Annotated in this window: 19 protein-coding genes; 8 read left to right on the top strand and 11 right to left on the bottom strand. The window is 64.1% G+C overall.

The window, feature by feature from the left end; all coding sequences use genetic code 11:
• Positions 1-38: 38 nt before the first annotated feature.
• The 3 genes from UC34_RS09540 to cysS form a co-directional block, all read right to left on the bottom strand.
• Positions 39-1,007: an acetyl-CoA carboxylase carboxyltransferase subunit alpha gene (locus tag UC34_RS09540; RefSeq protein WP_044455356.1), complete on the bottom strand. Its 969-nt coding sequence runs from the start codon at positions 1,005-1,007 to the stop codon at positions 39-41.
• Between the two features lie 228 nt (positions 1,008-1,235).
• Positions 1,236-2,384, bottom strand: a complete 1,149-nt coding sequence (locus UC34_RS09535) for an endonuclease III domain-containing protein (protein ID WP_044455355.1) — start codon at positions 2,382-2,384, stop codon at positions 1,236-1,238.
• A 24-nt stretch (positions 2,385-2,408) separates the two neighbouring features.
• The gene (cysS, locus tag UC34_RS09530; RefSeq protein WP_044455354.1) at positions 2,409-3,812 is read right to left on the bottom strand and encodes a cysteine--tRNA ligase; all 1,404 of its coding nucleotides are present in this window, start codon (positions 3,810-3,812) and stop codon (positions 2,409-2,411) included.
• 232 nt (positions 3,813-4,044) lie between these two features.
• Between cysS and UC34_RS09525 the strand changes: the two genes are divergently transcribed.
• The 4 genes from UC34_RS09525 (at position 4,045) to UC34_RS09510 (ending at position 6,953) form a co-directional block, all read left to right on the top strand.
• A complete protein-coding gene (locus UC34_RS09525; RefSeq protein WP_084070499.1) occupies positions 4,045-4,833 on the top strand; it encodes a tetratricopeptide repeat protein in 789 nt (262 codons plus the stop codon).
• A gap of 67 nt (positions 4,834-4,900) precedes the next feature.
• Positions 4,901-5,488: a peptidylprolyl isomerase gene (locus tag UC34_RS09520; RefSeq protein WP_044457956.1), complete on the top strand. Its 588-nt coding sequence runs from the start codon at positions 4,901-4,903 to the stop codon at positions 5,486-5,488.
• A 45-nt stretch (positions 5,489-5,533) separates the two neighbouring features.
• On the top strand, positions 5,534-6,028 hold the full coding sequence (locus UC34_RS09515; protein ID WP_044455353.1) for a peptidylprolyl isomerase: 495 nt from the start codon (positions 5,534-5,536) through the stop codon (positions 6,026-6,028).
• A 37-nt stretch (positions 6,029-6,065) separates the two neighbouring features.
• On the top strand, positions 6,066-6,953 hold the full coding sequence (locus UC34_RS09510) for a UDP-2,3-diacylglucosamine diphosphatase (protein ID WP_044455352.1): 888 nt from the start codon (positions 6,066-6,068) through the stop codon (positions 6,951-6,953).
• Positions 6,954-7,119: 166 nt separating this feature from the next.
• Here the strand turns inward: UC34_RS09510 and cysE are convergent, their stop codons facing one another.
• Positions 7,120-7,908 carry a serine O-acetyltransferase gene (cysE, locus tag UC34_RS09505; RefSeq protein WP_044455351.1) on the bottom strand — a complete coding sequence of 263 codons (789 nt, stop codon included), beginning with the start codon at positions 7,906-7,908 and terminating at the stop codon, positions 7,120-7,122.
• Between the two features lie 280 nt (positions 7,909-8,188).
• Positions 8,189-9,025 carry an RNA methyltransferase gene (locus UC34_RS09500; protein ID WP_044455350.1) on the bottom strand — a complete coding sequence of 279 codons (837 nt, stop codon included), beginning with the start codon at positions 9,023-9,025 and terminating at the stop codon, positions 8,189-8,191.
• 411 nt (positions 9,026-9,436) lie between these two features.
• On the opposite strand from UC34_RS09500, the gene UC34_RS09495 reads away from it, so the two are divergent.
• Positions 9,437-10,297, top strand: a complete 861-nt coding sequence (locus tag UC34_RS09495; protein WP_044455349.1) for an inositol monophosphatase family protein — start codon at positions 9,437-9,439, stop codon at positions 10,295-10,297.
• A gap of 133 nt (positions 10,298-10,430) precedes the next feature.
• Here the strand turns inward: UC34_RS09495 and gltX are convergent, their stop codons facing one another.
• From gltX to ssuE, 6 genes are all read right to left on the bottom strand, one after another.
• On the bottom strand, positions 10,431-11,822 hold the full coding sequence (gene gltX / locus UC34_RS09490) for a glutamate--tRNA ligase (protein WP_044455348.1): 1,392 nt from the start codon (positions 11,820-11,822) through the stop codon (positions 10,431-10,433).
• Between the two features lie 257 nt (positions 11,823-12,079).
• Positions 12,080-12,295 carry a TOBE domain-containing protein gene (locus tag UC34_RS09485; protein WP_010807342.1) on the bottom strand — a complete coding sequence of 72 codons (216 nt, stop codon included), beginning with the start codon at positions 12,293-12,295 and terminating at the stop codon, positions 12,080-12,082.
• A gap of 58 nt (positions 12,296-12,353) precedes the next feature.
• Positions 12,354-13,370: an ATP-binding cassette domain-containing protein gene (locus UC34_RS09480; protein ID WP_072617456.1), complete on the bottom strand. Its 1,017-nt coding sequence runs from the start codon at positions 13,368-13,370 to the stop codon at positions 12,354-12,356.
• Positions 13,367-14,254: an aliphatic sulfonate ABC transporter permease SsuC gene (gene ssuC, locus UC34_RS09475; RefSeq protein ID WP_084070491.1), complete on the bottom strand. Its 888-nt coding sequence runs from the start codon at positions 14,252-14,254 to the stop codon at positions 13,367-13,369. Before ssuC ends, UC34_RS09480 begins: the two co-directional genes overlap by 4 nt.
• A 105-nt stretch (positions 14,255-14,359) precedes the next feature.
• Entirely contained in the window at positions 14,360-15,520 is a 1,161-nt protein-coding gene (ssuD, locus tag UC34_RS09470) for an FMNH2-dependent alkanesulfonate monooxygenase (protein ID WP_044455347.1), read from the bottom strand.
• Between the two features lie 14 nt (positions 15,521-15,534).
• Positions 15,535-16,143, bottom strand: a complete 609-nt coding sequence (gene ssuE, locus UC34_RS09465) for an NADPH-dependent FMN reductase (RefSeq protein ID WP_044455346.1) — start codon at positions 16,141-16,143, stop codon at positions 15,535-15,537.
• 308 nt (positions 16,144-16,451) lie between these two features.
• Between ssuE and UC34_RS09460 the strand changes: the two genes are divergently transcribed.
• From UC34_RS09460 to UC34_RS09450, 3 genes are all read left to right on the top strand, one after another.
• Positions 16,452-17,249: an AraC family transcriptional regulator gene (locus tag UC34_RS09460; protein WP_044455345.1), complete on the top strand. Its 798-nt coding sequence runs from the start codon at positions 16,452-16,454 to the stop codon at positions 17,247-17,249.
• 150 nt (positions 17,250-17,399) lie between these two features.
• Positions 17,400-17,765, top strand: a complete 366-nt coding sequence (locus tag UC34_RS09455) for a tRNA-binding protein (RefSeq protein WP_044455344.1) — start codon at positions 17,400-17,402, stop codon at positions 17,763-17,765.
• 209 nt (positions 17,766-17,974) lie between these two features.
• Positions 17,975-19,606 (top strand): phosphoethanolamine transferase, encoded by a 1,632-nt coding sequence (locus UC34_RS09450; RefSeq protein ID WP_157123114.1) that lies wholly within the window; start codon positions 17,975-17,977, stop codon positions 19,604-19,606.
• Positions 19,607-19,677 lie beyond the last annotated feature (71 nt).

Below are 19,677 nucleotides of genomic sequence, written 5' to 3'. Positions count from 1 at the left end.
TCATCGCCACGACAGACGACGACGCATCGGCAGACGCTTTACTTCGCGACGGCTTCCTTGAATTTGCCATAGCTCATCAGGCGCTCGAAACGGCGCTCCAGCAATTCCTTGTGGCTGATGCCCTGGAACTGACGCAGCGAGTCGGCCAGCGCACGCTTGAGCATGCCCGCCATGCCGAGCGGATCGCGTTGCGCGCCGCCGAGCGGTTCGTTGACGATCTTGTCGATCAGGCCAAGCGCCTTGAGGCGGTGCGCCGTCAGACCCAACGCTTCGGCAGCCTCTGGCGCTTTGGCAGCGCTCTTCCACAGAATCGACGCGCAACCTTCCGGCGAGATCACCGAGTACGTCGAGAATTGCAGCATCATGACCGTATCGGCAACCGCCACGGCCAGTGCGCCGCCCGAACCACCCTCGCCGATGATGGTGGTGATGATCGGCGTCTTCAGCTCGGCCATCACGTACAGGTTGTGACCGATGGCTTCCGACTGACCGCGCTCTTCAGCGTCGATACCGGGATAAGCGCCTGGCGTGTCGACGAACGTGAAGATCGGCAGACCGAACTTCTCAGCCATCTTCATCAGGCGCAGCGCCTTGCGATAGCCCTCGGGACGCGGCATACCAAAGTTGCGCAGCGCACGCTCTTTCGTGTCGCGGCCCTTCTGGTGGCCGATGACCATGCAGGCCTGGCCGTTGAAACGGGCCATGCCGCCCACGATGGCGTGGTCGTCCGCAAATGCGCGGTCGCCATGGAGCTCGTGGAAGTCGGTAAAGATGTCGCGAACGTAATCGAGCGTATAGGGACGCTGCGGATGACGCGAGATTTGCGAAACCTGCCAGGGCGACAGGTTCGTGTAGATGTCCTTGGTGAGCTGCTGGCTCTTTTTGGAGAGGCGCTCGATCTCTTCGGAAATGTCGACGGCGGAATCGTCCTGCACAAAGCGCAACTCTTCAATCTTCGCTTCGAGTTCGGCGATCGGCTGTTCAAAATCCAAAAAGGTGTTCTTCATCAGGTTTCCCCGGAAATGCGGCAGCGTATTGTACCGCCGGTAACGTCTACCCGAACAAGATAGGCAACTTTCATCGCCTCTCGCATCGCGATAGCTGTCAAAAATGACTGTTGAGACGGAATGGACGCGGATTATACGTCCTCGGGGATAGGGAAACCGTAAACGATCGAAATGATCGCAATGATCGTCGGCCTCCCCCAGGGACGATTCTCCGCGACCGGCATTCGGTCAGTATTCGACCGGCACCGGCTCGAGACTGCGCCACATGTACCAGGTGGCAACGGAGCGCCACGGCTCCCAGTTGGCAGCCACTTCGCGCGCCTCGCTACGCGTGACGGGTTCGCCGCTGAAGTAGTTGACGCTGATCGCGTTAATGAGACCGACGTCGTCGAGCGGCAGGACATCGGGGCGCAGCAGGTTGAACATCAGGAACATTTCAGCCGTCCACCGGCCAATGCCGCGAATGCCGGTCAGCTCGGCGATCACGGCCTCGTCGTCCATGCTCGCCCAGGCGTCCACGTGCAGCGCACCGGACTTGAAGTGGGTGGCGAGATCGAGAATGTACTCGGCCTTGCGACGCGACAACCCGCAACCCGCGAGCGCGTCGTGCCCTGCCTTGATGAACTGCGACGGCGAGAGCTTCGGACAGATCGCAACCACACGATCCCAAACGGCCTGTGCCGCCTTCACGGAAATCTGCTGGCCGACGATCGAACGCGCGAGTGTGACGAACGGCTCCCCGCGCCCGGTCAGGTGGGCCGGACCGAATTGGGGAATCAGCTTCTTGAGAATGCGATCGCGCTTCATCAGATCGGCGCATGCCTGATCCCAGAAATCGGGGCGCGACGCCCCCGGCGCGACCGGCAGCGGCACCACGCCCGTCACCGCCGCATCGACAACCTCGTGCTCGATGCGCTCAATTTCCGGGGTGACGATACGCGTCTCGCCATCGCGCTTGGCCACCACGCGACGCGTCGTCGCTGCGGCCGTTTCCGGATTGGCGGCGGGCTTGCGCGGCGCTCTCGCACCGACTTTCTCCCCGACCTTGGCACCAGCCTTCACTGCGGCCGTCTTTGCGACTTTGCGCGCCGCCTTTTCCGTCGAATCGGATCTTTCGGCCTTCTGGCTCGCCGTCTTGCGTGCAGCGCCAACCCCGGCAGTCTTCCCCGGCGCTTTCACGGCTTTCACCGGGACTTTGCCAGCCGCAGTCCTGCCTGCCGCCGCGGTCGCCGCCGCGACTGCCTTGCGAGGTGTGCGACGTGCCGCGTCATCTGACGTGGACGCAGGCCGAACGGCCTTCGTCACACCCTTTGCGGCACGCTTGCTCGCCGTGGTCTTGGTCGCGACCTTCGCGGCTACGGATTTACGAGTCACCATGAGATTTGCCTCGATGCGTCGCGCTCAGGCACGACGCCATTCGGTGGCGCCTCCGGGACGATCTTCCAGCACGATGCCTTCGGACAACAATTCGGCACGAATACGGTCAGCCTCGGCAAAATTGCGATCGCGTTTGGCCTGCGCCCGTGCTTCGATACGCGCTTCGACCGACGCCCGCAAGGCATCGCCATCGCCCGCATCGTCCGCGCCCGCCGCTCCTTGCAGGAACGACTGCGGCTCCCGGCCGAGCAGGCCCAGCGTGCCCGCCAGCCCCTGCAACTGACGCACCAGCACAGGATCACGCTGCTTGTTGATTTCGCCCGCGAGTTCGAACAACACGGAGATCGCCACCGGCGTGTTGAAGTCGTCGTTCATGGCAGCGGCAAAGCGCTGCGCGAACGGCTCGTTCCAGTCGAGCGGCGCGCCGTCGCCCGCCGCATCCTTGAGCGCCGTGTAAAGCCGCGTCAGACCGCCGCGTGCGTCGTCCAGGTGCGCATCGCTGTAATTGAGCGGGCTGCGATACTGCGCGCGCAGGATGAAAAAGCGCACGACCTCCGCATCGAACTTCGCCAGCACCTCACGGATCGTGAAGAAGTTACCCAGCGACTTGGACATCTTCTCGTTGTCCACGCGCACGAAGCCGTTATGCATCCAGTAATTGACGAACGTCTCGCCCGTCGCGCCCTCGCTCTGCGCGATTTCGTTCTCATGGTGGGGGAATTGCAGATCCGCGCCGCCGCCATGGATGTCGAAATGGTTGCCGAGCAACTGGCAGCTCATGGCCGAGCATTCGATATGCCAGCCAGGACGACCGGCGCCCCACGGCGACGCCCATTTCGACTCTTCCGGCTCGGTGTCCTTCGCGCGCTTCCACAGCACGAAGTCGAGCGGATCCTGCTTGGCCGTGTTGGCCGCCACGCGCTCGCCCGCGCGCAGGTCCTCGATGGACTTGCCGGAGAGCTGACCGTAGGTGGCGAACTTGCGCACCGCGTAGTTCACGTCGCCATCGTCGGCCTGATAGGCATAACCGTTGCGTTGCAGCGTGCCGATCATGTCCACCATTTGTGGAATGAAATCGGTTGCACGCGGCTCGTGATCGGGACGCTGTACGCCGAGCGCATCGGCGTCTTCATGCATGGCCGCAATGAAGCGCGTCGTGAGCTCGCGCATCGTCTCGCCGTTTTCGAGCGCGCGCTTGATGATCTTGTCGTCGATATCCGTGATGTTGCGCACGTACGTGACGCGATAACCCAACGTGCGCAACCAGCGCTGCACCATGTCGAACACCACCATCACGCGCGCATGACCGATGTGACAGTAGTCGTACACCGTCATCCCGCAGACATACATGCGGACTTCGCCAGCGACGAGGGGTACGAACGGCTGCTTATCTCGCGCGAGCGAGTTGTAGACACGGAGTGAATCCATAGATATGCGCTTGACCGGGCGGCAACAGCGCCGGACGCTGCGACGATATCCTCACGTGAAACGAGAGCGATATCGCGAGGCGGGCTGCGCGCCGTGCGGTAGAAAAAACGAACCTGCGAACCGCCGCCACTGCCATATCGAGAAATGGCGCGGGCCGGGCGCAGGTGTTTTGTTAGAATGCGGCCGAGTATAGCATCTCTTGTGCACCTCTCAGGTATCCCAAGCACCCACTATGACGCAACGAAGCCGGTCAATTCCGCACCCGTCCACGCGCATTTCCTCGCGCCTCGACTCTCGCCTCGCTTCTCACCTCGCCTCTCGCCTTGTCTCTCGCTTGCGCCCGGTCGCCGCTGCGGCTCGCAGCGCTCGCACCCTGGCGCGCGCATCGGTGCTCGCAGGCGCCACCCTGGGCCTGGCCGGCGCACTGTTCGCCCTGCCCGCCGGGGCGCAGGCCATCACCGATCCGCCGCCGCCCGCGCCGCTGCAAACACCGCAGCAAGCCAGCGAATCGGCCATCAACAAGCTGGTCGACGCAGGCAAATTCAGCGACGCCCTGACCAAGATCGACGAGCATCTCAAGCAGTACCCGCGCGACGCCCAGGTGCGCTTCACACGCGGCCGTGTGCTGATGGAGATGGGCCGTAACGCGGAAGCGATCGATGTTTTCACGGCGCTCACGCAAGACTTCCCGGAGTTGCCCGAACCGTTCAACAACCTCGCGGCGCTCTATGCGCAGGCAGGCGAATACGACAAGGCGCGCGCCGCCCTCGAGAGCGCAATTCGAAACAACCCCGGCTTTGCCGTCGCTTACGCCAATCTCGGCGATATTTACGCCAAGCTCGCGCAACAGGCTTATCAGAAATCCCTGAAGCTCGCGCCGACGGCACGCGTGTCGAACCGCGAGAAGATCCTGTCCGGCATGCTCGCGCCGCAGCGCGCAGCGCCGGTTGGCCAGGCGCCGTCGCCGGCCAGGACCGGCGAAAATGCCGATCTGAAAAACGTCGGCAAGTCGGGCAACTAAGCTCAGCGCTTCGACTCGAAGCGATTCCCCTTTCGTCATGGAGACACGCATGTCCTTTCCGAATCGTCTGCGCCGCGCCCTGCTCGGCGGCGTCGGCGCCGCGCTCAGCGCAGCGGCGCTCGCAGGCACGAGTCTGCCGGCCTTCGCGCAGAGCGCGCAACCGCAGGTGCAGTTCAAGACGTCGCTCGGCAACTTCGTGGTCGAAGTCAACCCGAAGGCGGCGCCCAAGACGGTCGAGAACTTCCTGCAATACGTCAACGATGGTTTCTATAACGGCACCATCTTCCATCGCGTGATCAATGGCTTCATGATCCAGGGCGGCGGTTTCACGCCGGCCATGGAGCAAAAGCCCACGCGCGCCGCGATTCCGAGCGAATCGAAGAACGGCCTGAAGAACACGATCGGCACCATCGCGATGGCTCGTACGTCGGACCCGAATTCGGCAACCGCGCAATTCTTCATCAATGTGAAGGATAATGCGTCACTGGATTACCCCAAACCGGACGGCGTCGGCTATACCGTATTCGGCAAGGTAGTGTCCGGCATGGATACCGTCGAGAAGATCAAGGGTGTGGCCACGACTCGCAAGGGCATGTATTCCGACGTGCCCGCCACGACGGTCGTGATCGAATCGGCCAGCGTCGTCAAGCGCTGATCCTCCTCCGGCCCCCCGGGACCATTTCATCAGAAGGAAAGCATCATGGTTGAACTGCACACCAATCACGGCGTCATTCGTATCGAACTCGACGAAGCCAAAGCACCGAAGACGGTCGCGAACTTCCTCGAATACGTCAAGAAAGGCTTCTATGACGGCACGGTGTTCCACCGCGTCATCAACGGTTTCATGGTTCAGGGCGGCGGCTTCGAAGTCGGCATGAAACAAAAGCAAACCGAAGCGCCGATCGAAAACGAAGCCAACAATGGCCTCAAGAACGACAAGTACACGTTGGCCATGGCGCGCACGAACGATCCGCACTCGGCCACGGCACAGTTCTTCATCAACGTGAACGACAACGAATTCCTGAACCACAGCTCGCCGACGCCGCAAGGCTGGGGCTACGCCGTGTTCGGCAAGGTCGTCGAAGGCCAGGAAGTGGTCGACGCGATCAAGGGCGTGAAGACCGGTTCGAAGGGCTTCCACCAGGACGTGCCGGTCGACGACGTCGTGATCGAAAAGGCCGTGATCGTCGCCTAAGCGCACGCACTGCGCGAACTGCGAACGGCGACACTCGATGCCAGTATCGACTGCGCGGTGCCCGCAATGCCCCGTGACACCACGGGGCGACGGGCCCGCGCTTTTCATTTCCGATCTCCACCTCTCACCGGCGCTGCCGCGTACGGTGCAGGTCTTCGAAGACTTCCTGCGCGGTCCCGCGCGTGAAGCCTCCATCCTTTTCATCCTCGGCGATCTGTTCGAATACTGGATCGGCGACGATATGCTCGACGCCGACCGCGCCGGCGCCGGCGACGACAACACGCCAGACGCTTCGCGCGCGTCGGGCGCGACCTCCCCCGCCACCGAACCGCTCGGCGCCTTTGCACGCCGCATGACGGCCGCCATGTCGGAACTCTCAGCGAGCGGTGTCCCCATCGCGGTAATGCGTGGCAATCGCGACTTCCTGCTCGGCAAACGCTTCGCCCGTGCCGCAGGCGCGGTCATGCTCGACGACCCGTGCGTGTTTTCGTTTCTCGGCCAGGCACTGGTCCTCAGTCACGGCGATCAGCTGTGCACCGACGATGTGGGCTACCAACGCTTTCGCCGCATTGCCCATTCGCCGCTCGGCAAGGCATTTTTCCTGATGCTGCCGCTGCGGGTGCGCATGGGCATTGCCGAACGCATCCGGCAACGCAGCGCGGCCAAGGGCGCGCATCGCATGGCGTATGCCGATGCCAATCCGAACGCCATCGCCGCGTTGCTCGACGCCGCCGGCGAACGCACACTCGTGCACGGGCACACGCACCGCCCGGCACGACATGCCGACGGACGACGCGTGCGTTGGGTGCTGCCCGACTGGGAGTTCGATGTGGCGCCGTCGCGCGGCGGCTATCTGCAATGGGACGCCAACGGGTTGCGCGCCATCGATCTCGCGCCTTCGGCCGACGTCACTGCCGCCCGCTGACGTCGTCGTCCCATCGACGCTTCTCGCATCACCGCCCGACCCTGGCCGCTTCACCTTGGCCGCTTCACATTCGCCGCTTCACCTTCGCCACATCACTGTCTCCCACGGCATGCAAAACGGCCCGCTCGAAAGCGGGCCGCCCCGTACGTCCGGACGTCTTCGCAGGTCACATATCCTGAATTTCCTTGCCGAGCTTGCGCAACTCGGCGGTGTCGATCTTGCTCGCACCGAGGGCTTCGAGATGCGCCCCAAGTTGATTGAGCGCCGCCACCATCACATCGATCTTGTGCGCCTGATCGGTCGCATTTTCGATCAGGCCGTGGATCGCAAGTGAGACGGGATCGTCGGCGTTCGGCGCAATGCCGTAAGCCGAGAATTCCACCTTGCGCGCGGCGCCTGCCGACTTGGCGTCAGCGCCGCCCGCCCCTTCGCGCGGCGCTTCGGCGCGCACGATCCGGGCCGGGTTGCCCACGGCCGTGCCACCGGCCGGTACCGCCTTCACGACGACAGCATTCGATCCGATCTTCGCGCCCTCGCCGACGGTGAAGCCGCCGAGCACTTTCGCGCCAGCCCCCACGATCACCCTGGCTTCGAGCGTCGGGTGACGCTTTGCGCCGCGCGCGAGCGACGTGCCGCCGAGCGTGACGCCCTGATAGATCGTGCAGTCGTCGCCGATCACCGCCGTCTCGCCAATTACCACGCCCATGCCATGGTCGATGAACACACGCCGCCCGAGCGTCGCGCCCGGATGGATTTCGATACCCGTGAGAAAGCGGGCGTACTGCGACACGTAACGGCCCAGCCACTTGAAACCCGACGTCCAGCAACGGTGGGCCACGCGATGCAGCATCACGGCATGCAAGCCGGGATAGCAGGTGAAGACCTCCCAATTGCTGCGAGCGGCGGGATCCTTTTGCCGGATGGCGGCGATATCTTCGCGAAGATGGGTGAACATAAGCCTGAATGCGGTCCTGTCGTACGTCGTCCGGCCATCTTTTTATGGGGGGATCGACGTGAATAAGGGGGATGCAAGGGCAGCGCGAGCCGATGCAAACCGGCGGGCACTGCGAGGCGGTGACGCACGCCACACGGGCGCAGCATCACGCATGTCAGCGCGGGGCTAACAACAGTGAACGTGATAAGGCAGGGAAGCCGCGCAACGCTGGCGCAAACGGTTCATATCCGCGAGAGGCTGATAAGCTTGTGACTCACGATTGTATGGGATTTTTTCCCATTCAGCGACGGGTTCGGCGCTCCAGAATGTGCTTCGCGATGCCTCGCAGAATGTTGACTTCCTCGCGCTCGAGATGACTCTTCGCGAACAGGCGGCGCAGCCGCGTCATCAACTTCTTCGGATTGTCGGGATCAAGGAAATCCAGATCGACCAGCGCCCGTTCCAGATGCGCGAGCATGCCTTCGATGTCGTCGCGCGTGGCGAGCGCCTCGTGGGGCGTGGAACCTGACGACGGCGTCGGCACGACCGCCGCGCGCTCAACGGTCTCCTGACTCGCGTCACCTGCGAAGTCGCCACGCTCATACGCCAGGCACGCCATGCGCATCTCCCACGCAATCAATTGCACTGCCTGTGAGAGATTCAGCGAGCTGTACACCGGATTGGCCGGAATATGCACGAGCGCGTTGCAGCGCTCTACGTCAGCGTTCGACAGCCCCGTGCGCTCGCTACCGAAGATGAACGCCACCGAGCCTCCCTGCCCCGCATGCTGCACGGCAATGGCCGCACTCTCGCGCGGTTCGGCATTGGGTGGCCCGTACTCGCGCGAACGTGCCGACAGCGCCACCGCCCAGCTCACGCCCTGCAACGCCGCATCGAGATCCGGCACCACGAGGGCGCTGGCCAGCACGTCATCCGCGCCGCTGGCCAGCGCAACCGCTTCGGGATCGCGCAACACGTCGGCCCCGGCACGCGGCGCGGCGAGCACCAGTCGGCCGAAGCCCATCGTCTTGATCGCACGCGCAGCAGAGCCAACATTGCCGGGGTGACTCGTTTCGTTGAGCACGAAACGCACTTGATCGAAGATGGACGGCGAGGCGGTAGCAGCAGACTGGGACATGTGACAGCGATGAGGGCAATGACAGCGATGACGGGCGACGAGGCGCGAGGCGGGCGAAGGAGATCGACGGAGAAACGTCGCTATTTTGCCTGAATCGACGTGCGCGGGGGCGCGATCGCCGCCGTCGCACCGAACGTCGGCCTCACCGGGGCCCATTGGGCACGGAAGCCGACGTAATGCCCCCGGGGTGAAAAAGGGTCAGAACATCTGGATTCCAGAGCGCGTTGCTCGCATTTTTGGTAAAATGCGCGTTTTCGTCCCTGCAAACGAGCCGCCACACTGCCAGTGTGCGTGCGCGGCGCTTGCCGGGCATCGCTCTTGCTCAATTTGTTCGCTTTGTCCGCCACGCTTGCCGGCCGGCCCAATGGGGGCCGTACGTACCGTCAGCAATGGCCTTAACAGGAATCTGTCATGCAGCATCCCATGCTCAATATCGCGGTGAAAGCCGCGCGCCGCGCCGGCAACATCATCAGCCGGGCCTCCCTCGACATCGATACCGTCAAGGTCAGCAAGAAGCAGCACAACGACTTCGTGACGGAAGTGGACAAAGCGGCTGAGCAAGCGATCATTCAGGTTCTCCTCGAAGCCTATCCCGACCACGCCATCCTCGCCGAAGAATCCGGCGAAGAACACGGTAATGCCGACTCGGAATTCCAGTGGATCATCGACCCGCTCGACGGCACCACCAACTTCATCCACGGTCTGCCCTATTACTGCACGTCGATTGCCCTCTCGCACAAGGGCATCGTCTCGCAAGCGGTGATTTACGATCCGACCCGCAACGAACTGTTTACCGCCTCGCGCGGGCGTGGCGCGTTCCTCGACGGCAAGCGCATTCGCGTCTCGCGCCGCGACCGTCTGGCCGACGGCCTGATCGGCACGGGCTTCCCGTTCCGTGACCTGCAAGGCGTAGACAACTATCTGAAGATGTTCGGCACGATGACCGAGCATTGCGCGGGCATCCGCCGCCCGGGGGCTGCCGCACTGGACCTGGCCAACGTGGCTGCCGGTCGCATGGACGGCTTCTTCGAGCAGGGTCTGAACCCGTGGGACATGGCCGCGGGCAGCCTGCTGATCAGCGAAGCCGGGGGTCTTGTCGGCAACTACACGGGCGAATCGGACTTCCTGTTCCAGGGCGAAATCCTGGCGGGCAACCCAAAAATCTACGCACAGATGGTCAAGCTGCTCGAGAGCTATTCGCTCACCAAGCGTCCGGCCGCCTCGTCCAAGGCGGGCACGACCCTCTCGCTGAACGCGGACCCGCAAGCGTAAGCCCACGCGGGCATGCATCGACCCATGCGTGCCGTGTAAAAAAACCCCGGCGATGCAGACGCATCCCGGGGTTTCTTGTTTTCGGCACCGACAGCACCGCCAAAGCGGCGCCGCAACCGCATGAAGGCGACCGTCAGGCGCCCAGACGGGCGAGTACGGTATCGCGGCCCAGCAATTCGAGCACGGCATCGATGGCCGGCGTGTGCGTGGTGCCGACCACGAGCAGGCGCACCGGCATCGCGAGTTGCGGCATCTTCATGCCATGCTGCGCGAGCGTTGCCTTGAAGGCCGGTGAAATCGCTTCCTTCTTCCATTCGGGCAGCGCGGCCAATGCCGCAGCCAGATCCTTCACGGCAGCACGTGCGGCGTCCGTCATGTGCTGCGCCACATCGTCGGCCGACGGTGCGGGCGCACGGTAGAACATCTCGGCGCTGGCCGCAATGTCCTTGACGGTATTCGCACGGTCCTTGAACAGACCGACCACACCGGCCAGCGACGGACCGCCCTCGATCGAGACACCCGCCTTTTGCAGGAACGGTTCGGTCAGACCAGCCAGACGCGCATTGTCGGCCTGCTTCAGATACTGGTTGTTCAGCCACTGAAGCTTTTCCGGGTTGTGCTGCGCCGGCGACTTGCCCAGGTGCTCCAGATCGAACCAGGCCACGAACTGCTCGCGGGAGAAGACTTCGGCGTCGCCATGTGCCCAGCCCAGACGGGCCAGGTAGTTCACGACCGCTTCGGGCAGATACCCTTCTTCGCGATACTGCACCACGCTCATGGCGCCGTTGCGCTTGGACATCTTCTCGCCCTGATCGTTGAGTACCGTGGGCAAGTGCGCGTACACCGGCGGCTGCTTGCCGAGCGCCTCGAAGATGTTGATCTGGCGCGGCGTATTGTTCACGTGATCGTCGCCGCGAATGACGTGCGTGATATCCATGTCGATGTCGTCGACGACCACGCAGAAGTTATACGTCGGCGTGCCGTCGGGACGCGCGATCACGAGATCGTCGAGTTCTTCGTTCGAGATTTCGATGCGCCCCTTCACGGCGTCTTCCCACACGACGCTGCCGCTCAGCGGGTTCTTGAAGCGCAGCACCGGCTCCACGCCGGCCGGCGGCTCGGGCAGCACCTTGCCCGACTCCGGACGCCAGCGACCGTCGTAACGCGGCTTCTCGCCGCGTGCGCGCTGCTGCTCGCGCAGCTCGTCCAGGGCTTCCATGCTCATGTAGCACGGATAGACGTGACCACCTGCCTTCAGTTGCTCGAGCACTTCGCGGTAACGATCCATGCGCTGCATCTGATAGAACGGACCTTCGTCGTAGTCGAGGCCCAGCCATTCCATGCCTTCCAGAATGACCTGCACGGCTTCCTGGGACGAACGCTCGAGATCGGTGTCTTCGATACGCAGGACGAAGGCGCCGTTGTTGTGACGCGCGAAGGCCCACGGATAGAGAGCGGAACGGATGTTGCCCAGATGGATGAATCCGGTCGGGCTAGGCGCAAAGCGGGTGCGGACAGTGGTCATGGTTTGGCTTCGGTGCATCGCGTCGGCGACAAACAAAAACGCCCGCGGCGGAAGGTCTCGCGCAGGCGGGTCGCCAACATTGGGAAGCCGTCATTATATCAGCCGAGTGCGTGCATTCGCGGCACAGTCCGAGACGGGGCTCGGAATTTCCTGCATCCTGCATCGGACGTCGCCCCCGCGTGCGTCCGATGCAGGATGCAGGAAAACAGGAAAACGGATGGCCGTCGAGCGCGCACCGCGTCGCCGGCGATGTGGCCTCAGAGCTTCGCCAGCGAGACCTCGGTGGCCTTGACCAGCGCCACGACTTCGGAGCCGACATCCAGACGCAACTCGTCGATGGAGCGCGTGGTGATGACCGACGTCACGATGCCGCTCGGCGTTTCGACGTCGACTTCGGACAGCACGGGGCCGCGCAGAATTTCGCGAATGCGTCCCTTGAACTGGTTACGGACGTTAATGGCAGTGATACCCATGGTGAACTCCTGTGTTGGCAATATCGGGTGGATCGGTTCGGAAAATTGGCGATTCGGTTCAAACGGCCCAGCGCACCGTTGCCGCCGGCCAAAGCGGCTCGGCTGCGGGGGCATGCGAGGACGGCGCGACTTCGGTTTGCAGAACGCGCGCGAGCACCTGGGCTTCGAGCCCGGCGAAGTCGGCGCTGCCCCTCGCGCGCGGGCGCGCCAGCGACACCGATTGGTCCAGCCCGAGTTGTCCCTGCTCGATGAGCACGACACGATCGGCCAGCGCCACCGCTTCCTGAACGTCGTGTGTCACGAGCAATGCGGTAAAGCCGTGAGCGCGCCAGAGCCGTTCGATCAGCGCATGCATTTCGATGCGGGTGAGCGCATCGAGCGCACCCAACGGTTCGTCGAGCAGCAGCAGGTCCGGCTGATGCACCAGCGCGCGCGCCAATGCCACACGCTGACGCTGACCGCCCGACAGTTGGCTCGGCCAGTCGTTGGCGCGCTCGGCAAGGCCCACTTCGCGCAGCACTTCAAGCGCCTGCGCATGCGAAGATTTCGGCAAACCGATGGCCACGTTCTCCAGCACCGTGCGCCACGGCAGCAAGCGCGCGTCCTGGAACATGATGCGCGTCGCGACCTTGCCCGAGGTGCCGTCCAGCGCATGGCCGTCGAGCGTGATGCGACCGGTGTCCGGCGTCTCCAGCCCGGCAATCAGACGCAACAGCGTCGACTTGCCGCAACCGCTACGCCCCACAATGGCGGCGAATCCGCCGCGTGGAATCGTCAGCGAAAAATCCGACAGCACCGAGCGTGCGCCATAACGCTTGCCAACGGCGTCGATACGCAAGCCACCGGCGGCCGCGTTGGCGACAGTCGTGTCACTCGCGGGATGCACCACTTTGAGATTCGTCCCCGGGGTCGTACGTTGCGAGCCGATGTGGCTACCCAACGGCAGCTGCGTGCCGAACGGGTCGGCGTGCGGATCGAGCGGCAATCTGCCTGAGCCTGACGTCGCGCGTTGTTCGGCCGTCCATTCGGCTTCGATATCGGCGCCCGCGACCGGGGCCAGTTGTTGTGCGCTCATGCGGCGGCTCCTCGTTGAAAGGCCGGATGCCAGCGCAACCAGCGAAATTCCAGTTCCTTGGCCAGCACGTCGGCCAGCTTGCCCAGCAGCGCGTACAGCAAAATCCCCACAAGCACGATGTCGGTTTGCAGGAACTCGCGGGCATTCATCGTCAGATAGCCGATCCCCGATTGGGCCGAGATGGTTTCCGCCACGATCAGCGTCACCCACATCAGCCCCAGGGAAAAGCGCACGCCCACGAGAATCGATGGCAGTGCCCCCGGCAAAATTACGTCGCGATACAGCGCCCAGCCACGCAGGCCGTAACTGCGCGCCATTTCGACCAGCGCGGGATCGACGGCGCGAATCCCGGCGTAGGTGTTGAGGTACATCGGGAAAAACACGCCGATCGAGACAAGGAACAGCTTGGCTTTCTCGTCGATACCGAACCACAGGATCACCAGCGGAATCAGCGCCAGATGCGGAATGTTGCGCAGCATCTGGAATGAGGAGTCCAGCGCCGTTTCCGCCACGCGCGACAGACCGGTCAGCATGCCCAGCAGCAGGCCGAGGCCGCCGCCGATGACGAAACCGATGACGGCGCGTCCCGTCGAGACGCCAATGTCGCGCCAGATCTGACCGGTGATTGCCAGTTGCCACGCGGCTTCGACGACCGCAGACGGCGCCGGCAACACACGTGTCGACAACCAGCCCGCTTCCGCAGCGAGTTGCCACAGTGCGACCAGCGCAATGGGGACGGCCCACGGCGCGAGGCGTCGTGCGAGCGTGCGCCGGTAGCGTTGCAACGTATCCGGTGCGGCGACATTACCGGCTGCGCTTGAAGCGACAGTGCCGGTGGTGTTGGCCGTGGCGTCGGTCAATGGCGTTGAAGTGGTTTGGGTCATGCAAATTCTCCCGGAGCATTCACGTGAGTCGGCCGGAGGGTTTCGTTCGAGGTGAAGTCGATGCGACGTCGAGCGGCACAGCGCAACGCGCCATGTGGCCGGCGCTCAGCTCTGCGACGCCTGCGGCACGATGTTGTTGGCCATGACCTCGCCGACGGGACCGGACAGCGGCACCTTGTCGAGGCCACCGAGCTTGCTTCGCACCCGCTCCGGCAGATGCGGAAAAACGAGTTCGGCGAAGCGATACGCTTCTTCGAGGTGCGGGTAGCCCGACAGAATGAAGGTGTCGATGCCCAGATCGGCGTACTCGCGCAGGCGCGCCGCCACCGTCGGACCATCGCCCACGAGTGCCGTGCCGGCCCCGCCGCGCACCAGCCCCACGCCGGCCCACAGGTTGGGCGCGACCACGAGCTTGTCGCGGCGTCCGCCATGCAGCGCCGCCATGCGTCGCTGCCCTTCCGAGTCCATCTTCGCGAACTGAGTCTGCACGCGCGCGATGGTCTCGTCGTCGAGTTTGCTGATGAGCGAATCGGCCGCGCGCCATGCGTCGTCTTCCGTTTCGCGAACGATCACATGCAGGCGCAGCCCGAAGCGCAGCGTGCGACCGAGTTTGGCTGCGCGTGCGCGCACATCGGCGATTTTTTCGGCGACGTCGGCCAGCGGTTCGCCCCACGTCAGGTAGACATCGAGCTGTTCTGCCGCGATCTGACGCGCCGCTTCCGACGAGCCGCCGAAGTACAGCGGCGGGTGCGGTGTCTGCACCGGCGGGTAAAGCAGCTTCGCGCCCTTCGCGCGCAGATGGTCGCCCTCGAAATCGACGCTCTCGCCCGTATGCGACTTTTCCAGGATCGCGCGCCAGATGCGCAGGAACTCGTCGGTCACTTCGTAACGTTCGGCGTGGTCGGCGAAGAAGCCGTCGCCTTCGAGCTCGCCGGCGTCACCTCCTGTCACGACGTTGATCAACAGTCTGCCCCCCGACAGACGATCGAACGTCGAAGCCATGCGCGCCGTCAGCGCGGGCGATGCGATTCCCGGGCGGATGGCGACGAGAAACTTCAGGTCTCGCGTGGCGCCGATCAGGCTCGACGCCGTGACCCAGGCATCTTCGCAAGACCGCCCCGTGGGCAGCAGCACCCCTTCGTAGCCGAGCGAGTCGACGGCGCTGGCGATCTGACGGGCGTAATCGAAATCGAACAGGCGTCCACCGTCGGAGGTACCGAGATAGCGCGTGTCGCCGTGCGTCGGAATGAACCAGAAAACTTGCATACGAACTCCGGCGATCAGGCAGCGAGCGTGGCGCGGTTTGCGCTACGTGCATTGCGAATGCCCTCGGCCGTCTTCGCAGGCCACTGACGAATCACCTCGCGCTCATGCAGCCATTGCGAGAGTTGATCGACGGTCGCGCCGAGTCGCTCGGCGATGGTCGCGTCCAGCGTGGCGCCCTCTTCTTTCGGCACCTGCTGATCGACCGCGAACACCCCTCGCAGAATGTGTTGCGCGCCGAGCGCGGAGAGCACCGGCTTGAGCGCATAGTCGAGGGCGAGCAAATGCGCGGGGCTACCGCCCGTGGCAAAGGGGGCGACGAGCTTGTCGGCCAGGCCGTCTTGCGGCAATACGTCGAGGAATGCCTTGAGCAGACCGCTGTAGGCGGCCTTATAGACCGGGGTGGCGACGACCACGGCTTGCGCCCCGGCCACTTGCGCCAGCGCGTAGCGCAGGTCGTCGTGCGACGTATCGGCCGCGAGCAGCGCCGCAGGCGACAAGGCGCGAATGTCGATGCGACGAACCTCGATACCGGCCTCGACCAGTTCGGATTCGACGAAACGCAGCAACCGGGCGCTGCGCGAGGCGGCCGACGGGCTGCCCGAGATCGTAACGGCGTATGTCATACTTCCCTGCCAAAGACGGGCCGCAGGCCCGGAGGAATCGAAGCGCATCGCGCTCACGGCGGGCGGTTGCCTGCGCTGGCGCGACGCCGGCCGGGGGTCTCCGGCCACTGGAGAACCAGTGTAGCGATCCGTTCTGCGAGGTCGAACCAATCAATCCGGGATAGCTTTGCGCGTTTTCTCATAACCTGAAGTCATGCACCTCTCCCGCCTTATTCCCCTGAATGGTGCTAACGTCCGATTTCCTGACGATTTCTCCGATTTCTCCGATATCTCCGATATCTCCGCTTCTGCCCCTTAGCCGACGTCTTATGGCCGCCCCCGCCCCGATTCTCGAACTGCGCGAGTACCGTCCCACCGACAGCACCGACACACACGACTTTCATCAGGTCGTCATCGGTTTGTCCGGGCGCATGTCGCTCTCGCTCGACGGCAACGCCGCGCAGTCGGGGCGCGTCGGGGCGCGCAACGGCGTGGTAATTCCCGCGGGCGTGCGACATGACTATCGCGGCGACGGGCCAAACCGCCAGGTCGTGCTGGACGTGCCTTCGCAGGTGGCCCGGCAGACCGGAACGGAGCGTGCCTTCGCGCATGCGGCGTTCTTTGCCCTGGATGGGAAACTGCTGGCGTTGGCGCACCGGGTGAGCGCGGGTGTCGACACGAGCCGACCGCTCGACGCCGACGGTCCCGCCGTGCGCGACTGGCTGGCAGCGCTCACGGCGCGGCTGGCCCCGGCGCGCCATGCGTCACGCACCGTCCGACTGGATCTGGCGCAGGTCGACCGGCGGCTGCAAGCCGATCTGGCCACGCCGCTCGACACTGCGACGCTCGCGCGCGAAGCCGGCATGAGCGTTCGCCACTTCCACGACTGCTTCGTCGCCATGACCGGCGAGACGCCGCATCGACACCTCATGCGTCTGCGCCTGACGCAAGCGGCGTCGCGGCTCATCGCCGACGACACGCCGCTCGCCGACATCGCGCTCGACGTCGGCTTCAACGATCAGAGCGCACTGACGCACGCCTTTCGACAGCACTATGGCCTGACGCCAGCCGCATGGCGTCGGAAGCATGCGGCCACGCAACGCCCCGGGCACTGCGTGAAACGCTGACCCGCACCGCTCGGCGGTTGCTGGTTGCCGGTCGCTCGTGATCACTTTCGTCGCGCCACCGGATCGCCGTCTGCCGGATTTCACAAGCCGCGCCGCCGTGCGCCACGTTACGCTTCGGGCTTCATTCATCGACCACCGCCTGGAGCCACCATGACCGACGCCGTCAGTCCCGCCGACACCGCACCGCCTATCGAATGGCAGGACTTCGAGAAGATCGAGTTGCGCGTGGGCACCGTCGTGGCGGCTCGCCTCAATGAGAAGGCCAGGAAACCGGCCTATGTGCTGGAGGTCGATCTGGGCGAGATGGGCGTGAAAACGTCCAGCGCCCAGATCACCGTGCATTACCGCCCGGAAAGCCTCGTTGGCCGTCAGGTGCTGTGCGTGTGCAACTTCGCGCCGAAACGCATTGCGGGCGTGGTCTCGGAGGTGCTGGTGACGGGCTTCGCCGATGCCGAGGGCGCGATCGTGCTGGCCGGTGTCGAGCGGCCTGTGCCCAACGGGGCTCGCCTGCACTGACGTGCCGACGCGTCAGGTTCCCGCGAAATCTCGGAAAACCGACTGGCGTTCGTCCCAAAAATTAGCACCTCAAGAACCGAAAATCCCGTTTCCCGGTCGAATCGCTGCCGCCAAGCGAGGCTTGCGGGCTTCGCGTCATGATCACGCGTGGGCGAGCAACGATAGACAGGCACGCCGCGACGTGCCGGCAGCATTGGGGGACGTTCATCTTGAGATCACTTCTTTACCGGCTGGGCATCGGGCTGGGCGGGCTGGCCATGTTCTGGGCGCTCGGCATGCTCAGCGGGAGCGAATACGGCAAGAGCGCCGCGATCATGGCGACCGCCCTGCCCGGTCTGGCAGGGCTGTGTCTGTTGCTGCGGGCGCGGCCCGCGTGGCTCAGCGCCACGACGCTTGGCGTCATTGCCGTCTTTTTCCTCGACGCCGCCGCCAAAGGGTTCCTGCGCGATTACTTCGGATTACGTCCGAACCATCTCCTGGTGTTGCAGGCGGTGTTCAACACCAATGCGTCGGAGACCGGCGAATTCTTCCGGCATAACTGGCGCGACGTGGTCGAAGCGAGCGCCGCCTTCGTCCTGCTGATGACGGCGGCCACGGTGCTGGAGCGGCGCCTCACGCGTATCGAGGCATCGCGTGCGCTGCCCCCGCTGCGGCGCCGCAGCAAGCTCGCCATCGTCACGCTTTTTACCGGCTTTTTCGCCCTGCATCTGAACCCCACCATGGCCAAGGAGAATCCGCTGCTCTACTGGCCGATCCGCTATCTCGATTACAAGGGGCAGTTGGCGCATGCCGACGAACTGCAACGCGAACTCGAGCGCAACATGGCGCAGCGCGCCGAATGGCAGGTGCGGTATCGCGGACCGTCGCGCAAGACGGTCGTCTGGGTCATCGGCGAGAGTCTGAACCGCAACAACATGTCGATCTACGGCTATGCGCGCAACACCACGCCGATGCTCGGCTCGATGCGTGACGAGCTGACCGTGTTCCGTGACGTCGTCTCCTCCGAGCCGGCAACGATGGCCTCGCTCATGAAAATGCTCACGCCCGCGAGCCTCGACGACCCCGAGGCGTGGACCCGGCAGCCCGACCTCGTGATGCTCGCCAGGGAGGCGGGATATCGCACCTACTGGATCTCGAATCAGGTGCCCAACGACGGCTGGCTGGGACTCGTGGCCAATCGTGCCGACGAGCGCACCTTCATCAACAAGGGCTATGGGCGCGGCGAGAACAATTTCGACGGCAACCTTCTGCCGGTCGTGGACGCCGCACTCGCGCACGACGCCCCGCGCAAGCTCATCATCGTGCATCTGCTGGGGGCACACCCGACCTACGACATGCGCTACCCCGACGAATTCGCACGCTTCGACAACACCAACGACAGCGTCATGGCCGATCTCGAGGCCAGGGGTCGCTCGCTGTGGGTGCGTCATTCACGCAACGATTACGACAACGCCATCGCCTACAACGACTACGTCGTCTCGAACCTGATCCGCAAGACCATGGCGGCGTCGACGCAATCGGAGGCGAGCCTGCTGTTCAGCTCGGATCACGCGCAGGAGGTCGGCCATACGCGCAATCACACCGGGCAGTCCGTCTCGGATGCCTCCGGTTACGAGATACCGATGATCGTCTGGACGCGCCAGACACCGGATGCCGACACGCGCGCTGCGCTCGAAGCGCGCCCCTATCAGACGGATCGACTCGAACATACGATGCTCGGGCTGCTCGACATCGATACGCCGTATTACAACGCGGCGCACGACGTGATGAGCGATGCCTTCACGCCGACGCCGCGGCGCATCAACGGCGAGGCTTACGTGCCGCTCACGGCGCGAAATTGATTCGATAGCAAGAAACGGAGCGCCATCTGCGCCGGCATCGTCCAACCTTCCTTCGAGACAACGATCCCGAA

It is taken from the genome of Pandoraea vervacti (assembly GCF_000934605.2).
GTDB lineage: Bacteria > Pseudomonadota > Gammaproteobacteria > Burkholderiales > Burkholderiaceae > Pandoraea > Pandoraea vervacti.
Note: the sequence above shows the minus strand (reverse complement) of the source record. Positions and strands in the feature narration are given on the sequence as shown.